We start from the raw sequence: 16,606 nt of genomic DNA, 5'->3' as shown, positions 1-16,606 counted from the left end.
TGTCCCCAAACAACCAAGATCGGAGAACACGACTTCTTATCTATTCATATTCGGTTAAAAGCTGAATTAGTTGCGTTTATACGCCCAACCAACGTTTGAACATATGCTTCGTTGTTTGTTTGTTCATTTCCGCAATAGAAGTTGTCAATGGAATGCCCTTAGGACAGGATTGCACACAGTTCTGCGAGTTACCGCAGCCCTCGATTCCTCCATCCTCCATCAACGCTTCCAGACGATCCTCAGCGTTCATCTCACCTGTTGGGTGAGCGTTGAACAGACGCACTTGTGAAAGTGCTGCTGGTCCGATAAAGTCTGTCTTTTCATTCACGTTAGGACAAGCTTCCAAGCAAACACCGCATGTCATACATTTGGACAATTCATATGCCCATTGACGCTTCTTCTCTGGCATACGCGGACCTGGACCAAGGTCATAGGTACCGTCAATTGGAATCCATGCTTTTACCCGTTTCAGGGCGTTAAACATCCGGTTACGGTCAATAACAAGGTCACGCACTACGGGGAATGTTTTCATTGGTTCGATACGAACCGGTTGCTCCAACTTATCGATCAAAGCAGCACACGCTTGACGCGGCTTGCCGTTGATCACCATGGAGCATGCTCCACAAACCTCTTCCAGACAGTTCGATTCCCAACATACTGGAGCAATCGACTTACCCTCTGTATTAACAGGGTTCCGCTGTATCTCCATCAGGGCGCTGATCACATTCATATTGGGACGGTACGGAAGTTCGAACTCTTCGTTATACGAAGCTGATTCTGGGCTATCCTGACGTGTGATGATAAACTTGACGGTTTTGTTCGCTGTTGCTGGTTCCGCCATATCGTAGTCCCCTCCTTGGTGACGATGATTGTATTGCTATCGTTATAAGACCAACGTGTTACACGTAGCCACTCCGCCGACAGAAGATCCTTCCGATCGCTGTTATCCCCAGACTTTCTTTGATCCCATCTAACAGGGTTAAAATCCGGGGATAAAGGCGAGCGCTTCGCTTCTTCAGTATTCTTCTGTCTTCTCCGTTAAAGTGGTAACTTTTTGGAATTTATAAATATAAAAATAAATCTTCTTGTTGATTCGCAGTTAAGAGCGGAATGTCCGGCCGCCATTGTTGAATCACTCAATTAATCTTTTGAGTAGTCGCGGATCCGTGGTGGGATCAGGGAAACGTCTACCGGCTCGTACGAGATTTGTGGCCCTTCCTTCGACCAACTTGCGATGGTCGTTTTGAGGAATTCTTCGTCGTTACGTTCCGTGAACTCCGGTTTGTAATGCGCGCCGCGGCTTTCGTTACGCAGCAATGCGCCCAGTGTCATGGCTTCAGCCAATTCAAGCATGTTCCACAGCTGGCGGGTAAATGCCGCACCAGGGTTGTTCCAACCTGAAGTGTCATACATGTTGATTTTGCCATAACGTTCTTTCAATTCCTTGATCTTGCCAATGGTTGCTTCAAGCTTGTCATTGTAACGCACAACCGTCATGTTGGCTGTCATCCACTCGCCAAGCTCTTTATGAATAACGTAGGCATTCTCATTACCTTGCATCTTCATGATGCCTTCGTATTTATTGGTTTGCTGTTTCGTATAGTTATCGAAGACGGAGGAAGAAATATCAGCAGACGATTTCTTAAGTCCTTTGATATATTCAGCCGCTTTTGGTCCAGCAACCATACCGCCGTAAATGGCAGATACCAAAGAGTTTGCACCAAGTCGGTTCGCTCCGTGGTATTGATACTCACACTCACCGGCTGCAAACAGTCCCGGAATGTTAGTCATTTGGTTGTAATCTACCCACATACCGCCCATGGAATAGTGGACTGCCGGGAAGATTTTCATTGGAATTTTACGTGGATCGTCACCCATGAATTTCTCATAAATCTCGATAATTCCACCGAGCTTCACATCCAGCTCTTTAGGATCTTTATGGGACAGATCGAGGTATACCATGTTCTCCCCATTGACTCCAAGACCCATATCTACGCAGACGCTGAAGATTTCACGAGTCGCGATGTCACGCGGTACAAGGTTACCATAGGATGGATACTTCTCTTCAAGGAAGTACCATGGCTTACCGTCTTTATATGTCCAGATCCGTCCACCTTCACCACGCGCAGACTCTGACATCAGACGAAGCTTGTCATCGCCCGGAATCGCCGTTGGGTGAATCTGAATGAACTCACCGTTTGCGTAATTTACGCCTTGTTGATACACGGCACTTGCAGCTGTACCTGTGTTAATTACGGAGTTGGTTGTTTTACCGAAAATGATACCTGGGCCACCGCTCGCAAGAATAACTGCTTCGGCCGGGAAGGTCTGAACCTTCATCGTTTTCAGGTCTTGCGCTACAATGCCTCGGCATACACCTTCATCATCGATAACAGCCTGTAGGAATTCCCAGTTCTCATATTTCGTAACCAGACCCGCTGCTTCCCAGCGACGTACCTGCTCGTCTAATGCGTAGAGCAACTGTTGTCCTGTCGTTGCTCCTGCAAATGCTGTACGGTGATGCTTCGTACCTCCGAAACGACGGAAATCAAGCAAACCTTCCGGTGTCCGGTTGAACATAACGCCCATTCTGTCCATCAAGTGGATGATGCCTGGCGCTGCTTCACACATCGCCTTAACTGGTGGCTGATTCGCGAGGAAGTCGCCGCCATATACCGTATCGTCAAAGTGAACCCAAGGAGAATCTCCCTCACCCTTGGTATTTACCGCACCGTTGATACCGCCTTGGGCACATACGGAGTGAGATCTTTTAACGGGTACTAGTGAAAATAAATGAACATGAACTCCGGCTTCAGCCGATTTGATCGCCGCCATCAAACCTGCGAGACCGCCGCCCACAATAATTACATTAGATGATGCCATTGTTGTTCACTCCTTTATAAGTCAGCAAGTATAGAAGTTGTTCAAAAAATCCGCTTTTGATTACCAAGGATGCCTGACGGCATCTCAGCGTCGAAGTTGAAATTCAGCCGAAATGTCCGTTGCTCACGTAGTTTTGCCTACGCTCCGCTACTCCATTTCTATCTTCATCCCACCTTCTCGGTACTTAAAACCGTACTTTTTGAACACGAATTGAAAGCTAAATGCTTAGATCAGAACTGATTTAACTGCGTCAATCATCGAAGTTGCAACTTGGAAATCAATGCTACGGAAAGCAAATAATGAAGCAATAAACATGATAGAAACAATACCGAACAAGCTCATGCATACGTAAGAGGATACACGCTGCGCACGCGGACCAACTGTAATCCCCCAACTAACGAGAAACGACCAAAGGCCATTGGCAAAGTGATATGACGCCGCAACCACGCTGATCATGTATATAGCAAAGGTTATCGGGTTCGTCACAGCATCATGAATGACGCCGCCGATCTCTTCATGTGTTACGTTACCCAGCGCAATCTGTACACGCGTCTCCCATACGTGCCAGATAACGAATACAAACGTAATGACACCACTGATCCGCTGCAACGTGTAGCGCCAGTTACGTTCATTACCGTACCTGCCCACGTTAGGTTTGGCCTGATAGGCAATATAAAGACCGTACACACCGTGGAAGAACAACGGCAGCCAAATAAGTGTAGCCTCGATAACAATTACCAGAGGCAAACCATTCAGAAATGCAACAGCTTTGTAAAACCCTTCTGTGCCGCCTTCAACTGCTGTGAAGTTTGTCACCAAATGCTCAAGAAAAAACAAACTGAGCGGAATGACGCCAAGCAAGGAATGCAGCTTTCTGGAGTAAAACCCTTTCATAAAATGTCGATCCCCTTTCGCTAAATACAACGTTTTCATAAATAAGTTCACTATCACACACAAACCTTTCTCCAAGGAAAGGTTCGACAAATTGTTCCGTTTTCGTCAGGTGTGAACAACTTGTGTCACAATTCATGTTACTCTTTTTTTTCTTATAAGGGAATTGCAATATAATTATTAATTGTTATAACCTATAGGTATAAGCATTGAAACATTGGACGAGTATCACATACATCATCGGAAATTTTATTTCAAGGATATGTATCACGCTTAATCGCCAAGACAGATCTTACCTTCAATATGCACAAAAAATCAGATGTAAAGACACCTGAAATGGAAGCGAGGTTAACGTCTATGTTTGAGGATTTAAACGCCTTTGCAGCGGTCGTGGAGCAATCAAGTCTAAACCGGGCATCCAAGCTACTGAACCTGTCACAGCCCGCCCTATCTCGCAAAATTGCCAAGTTAGAGGATGAACTCGGGGTAGCTCTCTTTCATCGTCGGGGCAAACGGCTTGAATTAACAAGCGTGGGGCAGCTCGCTTATACTTTTGCCGTTGAGCAGAAACAGCAACAACAGAAGTTCCTAACGATGCTAGCCCAGTATAAAGACGAGGAACAGAGCACGATCACCCTTGGAGCCAGCCTAACCACCCTTCAAACAACGTTGCCTCCTCTGGTCAATGCCTTTATGGAGAAACATCCAAACGCTGAGCTTAAGCTGTTAACAGGTAAAACGCATGAGATTGTCTCTTTTGTCCGTGATAAAAAAGCCGATGTTGGCATCGTTGCTTCTTCCATTAATGAAGCAGGGTTAAACTGCATTCCGCTCTTTGATGACCATCTAGAGCTTGTTGTCCCGCTAACTCATCCGTTGTCTGGGCGTGAAGCAGAGATGGAGAATTTACACGAGCTACCGATGATCACCTTCTCTAAAGGTACATGGTATCGCAAACTAACGGACGACCTGTTCCATCGCTGTGCTGTTATGCCTGATATTCGCATGGAGATTGATTCCTTCGAAGCGATCGTACGTCTATTACCTACATGCAAAGCAGCTGCTCTTCTACCCAAATCATATCTTCGTCCCCAACTGCTTGCGGACAACGACCTGGTATCTGTTTATCTACCTGAGTTGCAGCAAACTAGGCGAACCACGAGCATGATCTATGGACACAAGGAAGATCTCAGCAAGACATCCAGACAGTGGGTAAAAGAAACGGCTGCGCTGTTTACAGCAAAGACGCCGCTATCCTCTAAGAGAACAACGACGCCTTAGTTTCCATGTATCCTATTTCACTTTAATCACGAAAGCCATTTACCAAACCTAATCATTCTTTTAACATCTCCAACGACCAAGGCATTCGCTTTATTTTACGTTTCTACAGCCATGAGGTAACCTTAATCCTCCTGGCTAATTACCTCTTCTTCAAAGCGCTCGATATTGTCATTGGTACCGATAATAACCATAATGTCCCCAGTGTGGAGGGAGTCTAGCGCCGTTGGAGCGATTATAACGCCTGCCTCCTTCTGCAACGCAACAATGCTGCATCCAAAGCGCACACGCGCATTCAGTGAGGACAGCGTCTTATTATGCAGGCAGTCCGGAACTTTCATTTCAACAATGCTGTAGTTATTGGATAGCTCGATGTAATCCAGCAGATTCGGAGTAACCAGCTGATGGGCAACCCGCACTCCCATATCCCGTTCAGGATACACGACACGGTCGATGCCGAGTTTATCCAGCGCACGGCCATGAAGAACAGAGATGGCTTTGGCCACCACCGTTTTTACACCCAGCTCTTTTAACAAAATCGCAGTCAGGATACTTGTCTGAATATCGTCCCCAATGGCTACGATACCACAGTCGAAATTCCGGATTCCGAGGGAGCGCAGCACTTCCTCATCTGTTGCATCAGCTACAACGGCATGCGTAACCAATTCACTGATATCTTCGACAACCTCTTCGTTTTTGTCAATACCGAGAACCTCATAACCAAGTTCCATTAATTCCTGTGCCAAGCTGGAGCCAAACCGTCCAAGCCCAATCACTGCAAACTGCTGTTTTTTCATCGTTCTTCACGAACCCCTTATCCAATAATCATTTTGCCTTCCGGGTACCTGTATAACTCCTTACCCTTTTTCTGTCCAAGTGCATACGCAAGCGTAATCGGCCCGAGTCGACCCGCAAACATGGTAAAACAAATTAATAGCTTGCCAAATGTGGTCAGCTTCAGTGTAAGTCCCATGGATAAACCTACAGTGCCAAAGGCCGATGTCGTCTCAAATAAAATCATTAAAAAGCCGCTATCCTCGGTTGTGCTCAGTATCATCGTTACGGTTATAATGAGCAGCAGCGCAAGCAGTGTAATCGTAAGTGCTTTGAAGATCCGTTCCTGTAGTAGCCTGTATCTGAAAAATACAATATCCTCTCGACCACGCATCATTGCGATCACCGCACCGATCATAATCATAAACGTAGTCGTTTTGATACCACCCCCGGTAGAACCAGGAGATGCCCCAATAAACATCAATATAATCATGAAAAATTGCGTAGCTTGCCTCAAACCGGCAATATCCACCGTATTAGCACCCGCTGTTCGAGGTGTGACCGATTGAAAGAACGAACCAAGAATTTTGCCACCCCAATTCAGCCCACCAAGTGTTCGCGGATTGTTGAATTCGAAGACAAAGATCACTAAAGCTCCCAACATAATAAGTAGACCGGTCGTTAACAGTACAACCTTGGAGTGCAACGAGATCTTACGTGTCTTGTGGTAATCGATCAGGTCGGACAACACCACAAAGCCAATTCCCCCTGAAATAATCAGGAACATTGCCGTAAAGTTTACTAATGGATCATAGACATAACTCGTCAAACTGCGAAAATCACCAAACATATCAAAGCCTGCGTTATTAAACATCGATATCGCATGCCAGTATCCGTAATACATGGCTTGACCCAGCGGCATATCAAATGACCAACGAATCGCGAATAATGTGCCACATACCACTTCAATAATGAGGGAATACGCCACGACTTTGCGAATAAGCCGTACAATACCTTCCATCGTGTTCTGGTTCATCGCTTCCTGCAAAATAAGCCGTTCTCGCAGAGAAATTCTACGTTTAAATGCAATTGCGACGAGTGTAGCCATCGTCATGAAGCCGAGTCCACCGATCTGAATCAACAAAGCTATAATGACTTGCCCAAGCACGGAGAAATGAGTACCTGTGTCTACAACGACCAGCCCAGTCACACATACGGCTGATGTTGCGGTAAATAGTGCATCAATAAATGGAAGGCTTCCCCCGCTCTGACTCGATGCTGGAAGCATCAACAGTAATGTTCCTAGCAGAATAATCCCAGCGAAGCCGAGCACCAGAATTCGAGGCGGGGATAGGTTCAGCCATTGAACATTTAATTTCACTTATGGATCATCCACCTCTACTAAAATGAAAACAACTCCACCATGTGGAGTTTCAACCTAAACGGTATGATTCGTATGGATTTAACGTATACATAGATGTTGAACTATATTGTATTCGTTCCCTTAATACGTTGCAGACATGCGGATTGTTACACATTTGCTTCAAAAATTATAATCGCTCGAACGTTTGCAAACAAAACGAATTTTGAGTAAATAGCATCGAATTTCGCCAAAAAGGGAAAAACTCAGATAACGGGATGGATTGATCTGATTATTTCGATCATTTTCATTCATTTTCAATGATTTACACCGCTTCTCGTTTCCTTATTGGCGTTCAAGGCTTCGCCTGTGATATCTTTACTTTAATATCCATATTAATAAAGGAGGAAATATACGAAATGAATCCCTTAGGGCAGCCTTTAGAACTCAAAGCGAACTTTAAGCGTTTAGGGTTGCTTGCGGCGATCGGCCTGATTCTGTTTTTCGTTTTTCAGATTTTTCCAGCTACCTCATCTCAAACGACAGACATCACGTCCACACCCGTTATAAGCAAGGAACAAGCAACTCAGTCAGCAAGGTCATTTGCTGCTTCCGTAGCCGATTATACCCTTCCTAGCAGTGAGGAAGAGCCTCTGGTAACGTACCAGACCCATTCGGATATATACGGTTATATGACCAAAACGAAGCAGTTAGATGCTTACAATAAGCAATGGGAGACTACCTATCCTTATGATGTATACCGCGTACGTTTGGTAGATAACGATCGAGGCGGTTACTTAAATGTCGACGTACATATGAAGACTGGCAAAGTGGTCGGATTTACTCGCGAGCTTCCTTCTTCCCTCTACGCTTCGGCTAATGTTGAAGAAGATCAACAGAAACGCAATGCGACCATTCGTGTGGCTGAAGGAAATATATCTTTAGAACAGAAAGAACGTCTTGCATCAGGTATACTCACCGAATTCGGATATGAAATTCCCAAGCTCCAGTTAGATACACAGGACGGAGAAGGTGGACTGAAATATACGGACTTAGATAAACAAATCGGGGACTCCAATCTGGAGTTAAACTTTACGTTTGAAAGTGGCGCGGTTCGTTCCTTTGAAGCTGTGTTCTCTGTGCCTGACTCCCATACCCAGTATGTAAAAGATCAGACGCGTCAGGCTAACTACATGACATATGGTGGTTACGCATTTTTGACGTTTGTACTCGGCGTACTGGCGATCATCTACAGTATTCTAACAAGAGCACACACTTCATTTAAGAGAGGTATTATCTTATCCTTAATTTACTTTGCAGCTTCCGTCATTGGTACGTTGAACATGCTGCCACTCTTAAAATCTCAAGGATTAAACAGCTTCATGCTCAGCTTCCTCATGATCTTTCAGATTGGAATTACGCTCGTCATGAGTGCCACGATCTATCTATCGCTCGTTGCGGGTGATGGAATGTGGAGAAAAATCGGGCTGAACCCTTGGCCTCGTGCCAAAGAACCGGGATATGGTAAATATGTACTTCACAGTATGTATACAGGTTATCTCTGGGCACTGATCTTGCTTGGCGTGCAGTCCATTCTCTTCTTCATCTTAGAGCGGAGTATTGGAACGTGGTCAACCACATCTGCTGATCAATCCACATACAATATGAGCTATGCATGGCTCTTCCCAATCATGGCTTGGATGGCAGGGATCGGAGAAGAGACCGTCTATCGTTTATTCGGTATCCGCATGATGCAGAAGATCGTGCGCAACACCTTTATCGCTTGTCTCATTCCGACCATCATCTGGGCGCTGGGACATACCTTGTATCCAATCTATCCGGTTATTACACGTCCAATTGAATTAACGGTGATTGGACTTCTGTTCAGTTTCATTATGCTACGTCATGGCTTTATCGCGGTTGTGTTCAGCCATGTAATATTCAACAGCCTCTTGATGGGTTTAAGCCTTGTCTTCATGGGTGATGCATTCAATGTTTCGGCAGGTATCTTCTGGATTGTACTTCCTGCTATCGTGGGTTATATCATCTATAAATGTAATCCAAACAAAAAAGAGAAGCCGTATGTCACGACTCCTCATCACGAAGTGCTGCAATAATCTGTTTTGCCAGCTTGTCACCAATAGATAGAGGCCGGAAGTCTTCGACGCTGGCCTCTTTTATTTTGCGTAAAGAGCCGAAGTGCTTGAGTAAAAGCTTACGTCTTTTCTCTCCAATGCCCGGAATAGAATCCAGACGTGAAGTTACCATTGATTTGCCACGTTGCTCTCGGTGGAACGAAATGGCGAATCGGTGAACCTCTTCTTGAATACGTTGCAGCAAATAAAATTCTTGGCTATCTCGCGGTAAAGAAATAACCTCCGGTGGATTGCCGATCATCAGTTGTGATGTTTTGTGTTTGGCATCCTTCACCAGACCACATACAGGAATAAATAACCCTAATTCGTTCTCCAGTACGTCCACTGCGGCAGAGATCTGTCCTTTACCTCCGTCCACTACAATCAGGTCAGGCTGAGTCAGGTTCTCTTTCAATACACGTTCGTATCTACGACGAATAACCTCTCTCATTGTCTCATAATCATCAGGACCCTCAACCGAACGAACTTTGTACTTACGGTATTCCTTCTTATCCGGTTTGCCATCTGTAAACACAATCATAGCCGAAACAGGATTGGTTCCTTGAATGTTCGAGTTATCAAACGCTTCAATTCGGCGTAACTGATCCAGCCCGATCCAGCGACCGAGGCCTTCTGAAGCTTTGGATGTCCGTTCTTCGTTACGTTCGATTAATCTGAATTTCTCTTCTAACGCCACACGTGCATTGTCCACAGCCATCGTAATCATCTGCCGTTTCAATCCGCGTTGCGGAATGTGAACCTTAATCTCAAGCCATTCTTGTAATGCAGCAGCTGCCTGAGCTGGCTCTTCCAAGCCTGCAGGTTGCGATTCACGCGTTGATGAGGTTAATTCCGATTCGTTATGCTCGGAACCTTCCGCAGAGTCCGTTGATTCTGCTGGCGCTGACTGATTCTGTGCTTGCTCCAGATTAATTTCATAAGTTGCTGACGTTTCTGCCACAAGAGGTTCGTCGGGTTTCACCTGCCACTGCATGCCCTCCTCCGTCATCTCCGTGGTTACTGCCGCACGGCTAACTAATTCTGAGTCAGTCTCGCTCTGAACAGTTTCCGCTACTTCCAGATCTTTAGGCATGTCAGGCAATAAAATCTCTTGCGGCAATGCCGGGTTATCGCTGTAATACTGAGTCACGTAGGACATGAAATCACTGTACGCTTCACCGTAGAACGGAAAAGTAGATACGTGACGTTCAATCATTTTACCCTGACGCATATATAGAATCTGGACACACATCCAGCCTTTATCAATAGCGAAACCAAATACATCACGGTCTCTGGCGTCCGCCATGGTGATCTTCTGTTTTTCCATAATGGCATCAATGGCAATAACCTGATCACGCAGCTCTTTAGCCCGTTCAAAATACAGATCCTCAGCTGCCTCCTGCATTTTGCGCTGTAGATCCTTCTTAATCTCTTCATGTCCACCACTTAGGAAGGAACCAATCTCCTGCGAGATCTGATCATACTGCTCTTTGCCAACTTCCTCCACACAAGGTGCAAGACATTGACCCATGTGAAAATAGAGACAGACCTCCTTCGGCATCACGCCGCATTTACGTAATGGATACATCCGATCCAGCAGTTTTTTCGTTTGATGTGCCGCATACGAGTTGGGATACGGCCCAAAATATTTGGCTTTATCTTTGAGCACCCGTCGTGTTACTTCAAGCCGTGGATGCTTTTCATTCGTAATTTTTAGGTAGGGAAAGGTCTTATCATCTTTAAGCAATACGTTATATCGCGGCATATGCTTCTTGATTAGATTACATTCTAGAATAAGTGCTTCCATGTTACTGCCAGTTACGATGTATTCAAAATCGCGAATTTCAGATACAAGACGCTGCGTTTTACCATTATGACTACCCATAAAATAAGACTTAACCCGGTTCTTCAGAACCTTCGCTTTACCTACATAAATAATCGTACCTTCTTTGTTCTTCATCAGATAACAGCCAGACATATCCGGCAACAACGCCAGCTTGTGACGTATCTGCTCTAGTGCTTTTTCTTGCTCTTGTAAATCCGTCATAAATCCGTCCATCACTCCGTCAGTCCTCCTTCCCCGAAAAGTACCTCTAATAGAGGTTGTTCAAAAAGTCCGCTTTTGATTACGAAGCATGCCTAACGGCATGATCAGCGTCGAATATGGAATTCAGCCGAAATAAGTGGATGCTTACGCAGCTTGTTTCCTTCGGAAACATGTGGTTGCTCACGTAGTCTTGCCTACGCTCCGCTACTCCATTTCTATCTTCATCCCATCTTTCTTGGTACTGAAAACCACCCTTTTTGAACACGCACTTATAATGAATAGTATACTTTATATTGTCCTATATGATAGCAATCGACGCAAAACGCCCCCGGCATATAAACCGGAGGCGAACGTTAAGCCTAATGTCTTATTGGTGTTTCTCAATAATTCCTTTGAGTGCATCTTTGGAGTTCAGACCAACCACTTTATCAACCGGTTGACCGTCTTTGAAGAAGATCAATGTTGGAATGCTCATTACGCCAAAGCGAGAAGCAGATTCCGGATTTTCATCCACATTGACTTTTGCAATTTTCACTGCATCGCCAACTTCAGTGGACAGCTCTTCCAGGATTGGAGCGAGCATTTTACAAGGACCGCACCAAGGCGCCCAGAAATCAACAAGAACCGTTCCTTCTCCTTCGACTTCTGCGTTAAAGGATTGATCGGATACGTTAACAATAGCCATGATAATTGTCCTCCTTATATATGCTTACGGTTATTATAACCTGTAACGTCGTGAACGACACTTCCAGTATAACACATGTACTCTTGACTTGTGAAATGTACGGAACAATGTTCATCTATCAAACATCAAATCTTCATAATTATTGAATTAAGGTGTAAATGCAAAATCTTTACAAACGCTTTCTTTTCCAAGTATACTAAAATTACTCCGGGTTTCAGCCTTAGCTGTTTATCCCCAAAGGAGGCAATCACATGGATGCAAATGTGCGGATCAGTGACCCGCGTGAACATGTCAACGAAGAACCCCGTAACGATCTATTTGATCTGATTGCGGGTGTAGCTGGCATGGGTGGCCTAATGACAGTGATCTTCTTCGGTATGGTTATCTTCAAATTCCTAACCGAATAGAACACTACAGTCACACGCAAGATCCAAAAAAGCCTGGCTTTCGCATTGCGAAAACCGGGCTTTTTGCTGAACACTCTTATTCTTCGTTCAAGCAGATCCGAATCAACGTTTACCCCGCTGATTCTCCCCACGAACGGATACAACGTCTACAAATGGACGAATTCGATCCATCAAACGTTGACCCTTGTTCATTTCCTCGCCGTCCTTACTTGTGAAGCTCAGATGTTTCTCTAGCCCCTCCAAGTTATAATTCGACGTGTAGAACGTAGGCTTGCGATTCATACGGTAGTTCAATATGGAACCCATCACATGGTCACGAACCCATGGATTCAGATTCTCAGCTCCAATATCATCAAAGATCAGCAGGTCGCAGCTCTTCAGAATATCTGTCGTTTCCTTAACCTTCTGTCCATCCGTAATCATCGATTTAAGATCCTCTACAAAATCAGGCATATAAATGATAACACCTGTATGACCGGCAACCGCCAGCTCGTGTAACAAATAACACATGAGAAACGTCTTGCCTGTTCCAAATGATCCTTCTAGGAACAGCCCTTGAGGAGACAACCCGTTCTCCTTGGTCTCATTAATATAACGCAGAACACGATTTACCGCCGGTGCACGCATCCGATCCTTGCCCATAATTTCCACATCATCATAACCCGCATTTAGGGCACGCTCATCCACATAGAAACTACGTATTCTTTGTTTAATCAGATGTTCATTCTGCCGAGCAATATGTTTGGAGCAAGGTGCTTTTTTATCTATAATTTCGGGTTTGCCGTTAAAATGTTCTACTTCCAGCTTGCAAAAATGACCCTGAAAATCGTTAGGACAGTTGTCCAGTCCCGGACAATTCGCGCAGTTCTTAGAATCTTTGGCATACTGAAACAGCTTGCTCAGATCAGTCATCATCTGTGTATCTTTCAGTTCAGGATGACTCGCACGGAACTCGCGTACGTATGGATCATCCATCAATTCTGCCGCAATTCGCCGAGACTGCTCACGAAAGGAAGGGTTAAGCTGCTGAAGCAGTCCTCCCAAGGATTCCATGGCTTCAAGCCCCCTTAATGGTGTCTGTATAGAATGAACAATGAAGCGTTACTTATACCATTACGATGACACAGTAACCTTCAATCGCTTTGTAATTCTACTGTTCATTCTATAGAAAAGCAACCAATAACTCAACTGAAACTGAGCGGATACCTCTGGAAAATAGCACAATCCCTCTATAACGATACAGTTGTCAGATCCTATAAACTAGAAGCTTGCACTTATTAACGCCGAAGACCCACGGTTACAATTTCACATGCTCCCGTCTGCATGATCCATTCCTTGCTTGCAAAGGATACAGATGAAGTCTCTTCAATCTGGCTAGACTCATACGTCTCCCCCTCTTCCTCCAGCACATTACTCTTATACATGGCTTCCCATGGAAGTGAGCTTGTCGGAGTTACAGCCAGTCTCAGTGTAGTCGCTTCTGTTGTCATGTTGTACCAGCGAAGCATCAGATCACCTGAATCCGCATTGACCTTGAGTGATGAAAATGCCAACCCTTCCCCTTGCCATGCAAGTAGGGAATGACTAGGTGTGAGATCACCCCGGTGTACTTCAGTTTGTACCCATGTCCAAGGCACTTGGAATTGATAAGCCTGGATGTATGCATCTGCGGCTGCAGCACGTCCATGATGCGGGATGATCTCCAGTTGAAACGAATGCTCTCCCAAACATTGGGCTTCTGGTGTCGGGAACAATCCCCAGTCTCCGAGTTCACCGACAGCTCGCAGTAAGGTAATGGCAATCGTATTGCGTCCATCCTGAAGGACTTCATACTCGTTCAGACCTAGGTTGGCAACGACTAATCCGGCCTGGTCTTCACTCACATCTACAAAGCTCTGCTGATGCTGCGTATTGCTAGGATTTTGCCACTCTGGTGCAGGCATATTATCCCTTGTAGCGATCTCGAACATGGAATCCGCATGGTGAACAGTAGTCTTCAGATCTGTTGGGAAAAGAGCCCGCACCCGATGATCCTTCGCTTGATTGTTAAAGGTCGTTTCCATGTGAATTCCTTTTCCACTTCGACTGAGCGATACAACTGTACGAATCTTAAACGGGATCATTCTCGCAGAACGTTGCGCTTTGCGGTAAGGATAATAGATCAGTTCCCGTTGCTCACGATCCAGTAATTCATCTGCTGATTCAGGAACTTCCCAATGATGAACAATCTCGTAGGAGATACGGTAGGGTGTATTCTCAATGACTCGTACCTCTGCCACAAGATCTTGTGTGGTTCTAGCCACTTCGTTTTCTGGCTGTTTGAACATGTACTCGTTCCCGATATCGCCAACATCCTCGTACATACCAAGATCGTGATATGTACGACCTGTATGTTTATCTGTGAGTGAAAACGAACCGTTGTCTGCAATCACAACCGATAGATGTTCATTTTCCATACCACGCTCTATATGTCTTAATATGGCTCCATTGGTGAGGTCTCCTTCATGAACCTTTTTATTAGCTCCCCCTTCACTACGAACCCAGGCATATGTTTTCAAGCCAAGTGCAGGCACCTTCTCCGCTTCAAAAGTGATTCTGACCCGTCTGCAACTGTATGGCTGGCGAAAGCGATCATCTGGTAGATCATAGCCGAATTGCAGACCAAGATCCTCTACTGTGCATGGGATAGATGCACCATGTTGATCAACCAGAATGCGATTGGATAGGTCAACTTTATTCATCTGAAGAGCCATCTCTTCCAAAGAATAGCCATCTCGGAAGTATCGACAAACAGCATCCAGTTCCATCTGCACAACACCGCTACGTTCCCAACCTGTTGTATTGAAGGTAATGAGTGGTCGTGCATCCTCGCCATAGCTGCTAAAGATGGATGTATCCACCATGCTAGCGATCTCGCTGCTGCTCTGCTCAGCCAAAGCTTCAGCTACATGACGACTCTTGTCGAATCGGGTGACCATTTCGCGATGTACCTCGTCCACACTGCACCCACAGATACTATCATGTGGATGGTTTTGCATTAACGTTTTCCAAGCATACGTCAATTGATCATGCGGATAGGTGTGTCCAAGCAAATACGCATAGGACGCCAGTGGCTCAGCCACTTTTTCCAGCATCGCTTGCCCCAATTGATTCATTTGCTTGAGATACACACGAGCGGAGGCCGTATTCACAAGGGTTCCCCAGCCATCCGTACGCTGACTACGTAGTTCCCCTTTTACCGTGGATAGCTCATGTTCAGCATTTCCTCTCAGTGCTTCTAGATAATCTGGAAAATTGGAGTGAACAAACTCGATATCCGGGTATAACTGTTCCGCTATCCGAATGGCTTCTGGCAGGTCCCGCTGGATCGGCTGATGATCACAACCGTTCATGTACAACAACTCATTGGTCGAAGCATATTTTTCTGCGTCTGCAAGCTTGGTTTCCCAAAACTTCTGAGCTGACGCCTCATCCACCGGAACCTCATTCCCATTCGAGTACCAGTTAGCAAACAAAACCCCAAGCACTTTTGATCCATCCGGCCCTTCCCACATCAGCTCGGAGAAGCTGGACTCATATCCTTCATCTGATACCGTATTGTTAAAACCTGTAGGTTTAACGCCACGACCAAAGAAGACATTATCAATCCCCGATTGCAGCATGAGCTGCGGGGTCTGCCCAACCAGACCAAACGTATCAGGAAAATAACCGATCTTCGAGGGTGTGCCATAACGCTTGGCATCCTGATGCCCAACCTGCATATTGCGCACATTGGCTTCCCCGCTCGTCAAGAATGCATCCTGCAAAATGTACCAAGGACCAATGACAATTCTTCCATTACGGATATGCTTCTCCAGTCGTTCCTTCTGCTCTGGACGAACCTGGAGGTAATCCTCAATAATAATCGTCTGCCCATCCAAGTAAAAGCTTTTGTAATCCAGTCCCTCATCCAATTGATCCAACAGCGAATCTACCAGTTGTACCAATCGCATATGATGCTTCTCATACGGCAGGTACCACTCACGATCCCAGTGCGTATGGGAGATAATATGTGCTCTCTTTGATTTTCGAGGTCTGCTTACTGATCCAGTAGTTAAATCTTGGTCTGCTTGTGTGGCTGGTTCTGTATGGTGTTGGGTCATCGTG

At 45.4% G+C, this 16,606-nt stretch carries 12 protein-coding genes; 3 read left to right on the top strand and 9 right to left on the bottom strand.

Translation table 11 applies throughout. The annotated features are described in order from the left end of the window. Window positions 1–76: 76 nt before the first annotated feature. The 3 genes from sdhB to J2T19_RS17290 form a co-directional block, all read right to left on the bottom strand. A complete protein-coding gene (sdhB, locus tag J2T19_RS17300) occupies window positions 77–841 on the bottom strand; it encodes a succinate dehydrogenase iron-sulfur subunit (RefSeq protein WP_056702459.1) in 765 nt (254 codons plus the stop codon). Between the two features lie 299 nt (window positions 842–1,140). Next, a complete protein-coding gene (sdhA, locus tag J2T19_RS17295) occupies window positions 1,141–2,883 on the bottom strand; it encodes a succinate dehydrogenase flavoprotein subunit (protein ID WP_307217858.1) in 1,743 nt (580 codons plus the stop codon). A 225-nt stretch (window positions 2,884–3,108) separates the two neighbouring features. Continuing rightward, window positions 3,109–3,777, bottom strand: coding sequence for a succinate dehydrogenase cytochrome b558 subunit (locus J2T19_RS17290; RefSeq protein ID WP_056702455.1), 669 nt, complete (start codon window positions 3,775–3,777; stop codon window positions 3,109–3,111). A gap of 354 nt (window positions 3,778–4,131) precedes the next feature. On the opposite strand from J2T19_RS17290, the gene J2T19_RS17285 reads away from it, so the two are divergent. Next, window positions 4,132–5,055 carry a LysR family transcriptional regulator gene (locus J2T19_RS17285; RefSeq protein ID WP_307217855.1) on the top strand — a complete coding sequence of 308 codons (924 nt, stop codon included), beginning with the start codon at window positions 4,132–4,134 and terminating at the stop codon, window positions 5,053–5,055. Between the two features lie 122 nt (window positions 5,056–5,177). Here J2T19_RS17285 and J2T19_RS17280 read toward each other — a convergent pair whose 3' ends face one another. Further along, window positions 5,178–5,849: a potassium channel family protein gene (locus J2T19_RS17280; protein ID WP_056702450.1), complete on the bottom strand. Its 672-nt coding sequence runs from the start codon at window positions 5,847–5,849 to the stop codon at window positions 5,178–5,180. Window positions 5,850–5,866: 17 nt separating this feature from the next. Continuing rightward, window positions 5,867–7,207 (bottom strand): TrkH family potassium uptake protein, encoded by a 1,341-nt coding sequence (locus J2T19_RS17275; protein WP_307217853.1) that lies wholly within the window; start codon window positions 7,205–7,207, stop codon window positions 5,867–5,869. A gap of 398 nt (window positions 7,208–7,605) precedes the next feature. Between J2T19_RS17275 and J2T19_RS17270 the strand changes: the two genes are divergently transcribed. After that, window positions 7,606–9,303: a CPBP family intramembrane glutamic endopeptidase gene (locus tag J2T19_RS17270; protein ID WP_307217851.1), complete on the top strand. Its 1,698-nt coding sequence runs from the start codon at window positions 7,606–7,608 to the stop codon at window positions 9,301–9,303. Here the strand turns inward: J2T19_RS17270 and uvrC are convergent. After that, window positions 9,272–11,380, bottom strand: coding sequence for an excinuclease ABC subunit UvrC (gene uvrC, locus J2T19_RS17265; RefSeq protein WP_307218079.1), 2,109 nt, complete (start codon window positions 11,378–11,380; stop codon window positions 9,272–9,274). The two genes, J2T19_RS17270 and uvrC, sit on opposite strands and share 32 nt — an antisense overlap. A 355-nt stretch (window positions 11,381–11,735) precedes the next feature. Beyond that, entirely contained in the window at window positions 11,736–12,053 is a 318-nt protein-coding gene (gene trxA / locus J2T19_RS17260) for a thioredoxin (protein ID WP_036605788.1), read from the bottom strand. 251 nt (window positions 12,054–12,304) lie between these two features. Between trxA and J2T19_RS17255 the strand changes: the two genes are divergently transcribed. Further along, window positions 12,305–12,460 carry a YqzM family protein gene (locus J2T19_RS17255; protein ID WP_095292061.1) on the top strand — a complete coding sequence of 52 codons (156 nt, stop codon included), beginning with the start codon at window positions 12,305–12,307 and terminating at the stop codon, window positions 12,458–12,460. Between the two features lie 102 nt (window positions 12,461–12,562). Here the strand turns inward: J2T19_RS17255 and dnaI are convergent, their stop codons facing one another. Further along, the gene (dnaI, locus tag J2T19_RS17250) at window positions 12,563–13,513 is read right to left on the bottom strand and encodes a primosomal protein DnaI (protein WP_056702437.1); all 951 of its coding nucleotides are present in this window, start codon (window positions 13,511–13,513) and stop codon (window positions 12,563–12,565) included. 224 nt (window positions 13,514–13,737) lie between these two features. Next, complete coding sequence (locus J2T19_RS17245) at window positions 13,738–16,602, bottom strand: alpha-mannosidase (RefSeq protein ID WP_307217847.1); 2,865 nt, start codon at window positions 16,600–16,602, stop codon at window positions 13,738–13,740. Between the last annotated feature and the right edge of the window lie 4 nt (window positions 16,603–16,606).

Source organism: Paenibacillus tundrae, from assembly GCF_030812775.1.
Taxonomy (GTDB): domain Bacteria; phylum Bacillota; class Bacilli; order Paenibacillales; family Paenibacillaceae; genus Paenibacillus; species Paenibacillus tundrae_A.
Note: the sequence above shows the minus strand (reverse complement) of the source record. Positions and strands in the feature narration are given on the sequence as shown.

Excerpts from the sequence above, each read along its gene's own strand:
- sdhB (WP_056702459.1), bottom strand. The coding sequence starts at position 841 with ATGGCGGAACCAGCAACAGCGAACAAAACCGTCAAGTTTATCATCACA.
- sdhA (WP_307217858.1), bottom strand. The coding sequence starts at position 2,883 with ATGGCATCATCTAATGTAATTATTGTGGGCGGCGGTCTCGCAGGTTTG.
- J2T19_RS17290 (WP_056702455.1), bottom strand. The coding sequence starts at position 3,777 with ATGAAAGGGTTTTACTCCAGAAAGCTGCATTCCTTGCTTGGCGTCATT.
- J2T19_RS17285 (WP_307217855.1), top strand. The coding sequence starts at position 4,132 with ATGTTTGAGGATTTAAACGCCTTTGCAGCGGTCGTGGAGCAATCAAGT.
- J2T19_RS17280 (WP_056702450.1), bottom strand. The coding sequence starts at position 5,849 with ATGAAAAAACAGCAGTTTGCAGTGATTGGGCTTGGACGGTTTGGCTCC.
- J2T19_RS17270 (WP_307217851.1), top strand. The coding sequence starts at position 7,606 with ATGAATCCCTTAGGGCAGCCTTTAGAACTCAAAGCGAACTTTAAGCGT.
- uvrC (WP_307218079.1), bottom strand. The coding sequence starts at position 11,380 with ATGGACGGATTTATGACGGATTTACAAGAGCAAGAAAAAGCACTAGAG.
- trxA (WP_036605788.1), bottom strand. The coding sequence starts at position 12,053 with ATGGCTATTGTTAACGTATCCGATCAATCCTTTAACGCAGAAGTCGAA.
- J2T19_RS17255 (WP_095292061.1), top strand. The coding sequence starts at position 12,305 with ATGGATGCAAATGTGCGGATCAGTGACCCGCGTGAACATGTCAACGAA.
- dnaI (WP_056702437.1), bottom strand. The coding sequence starts at position 13,513 with ATGGAATCCTTGGGAGGACTGCTTCAGCAGCTTAACCCTTCCTTTCGT.
- J2T19_RS17245 (WP_307217847.1), bottom strand. The coding sequence starts at position 16,602 with ATGACCCAACACCATACAGAACCAGCCACACAAGCAGACCAAGATTTA.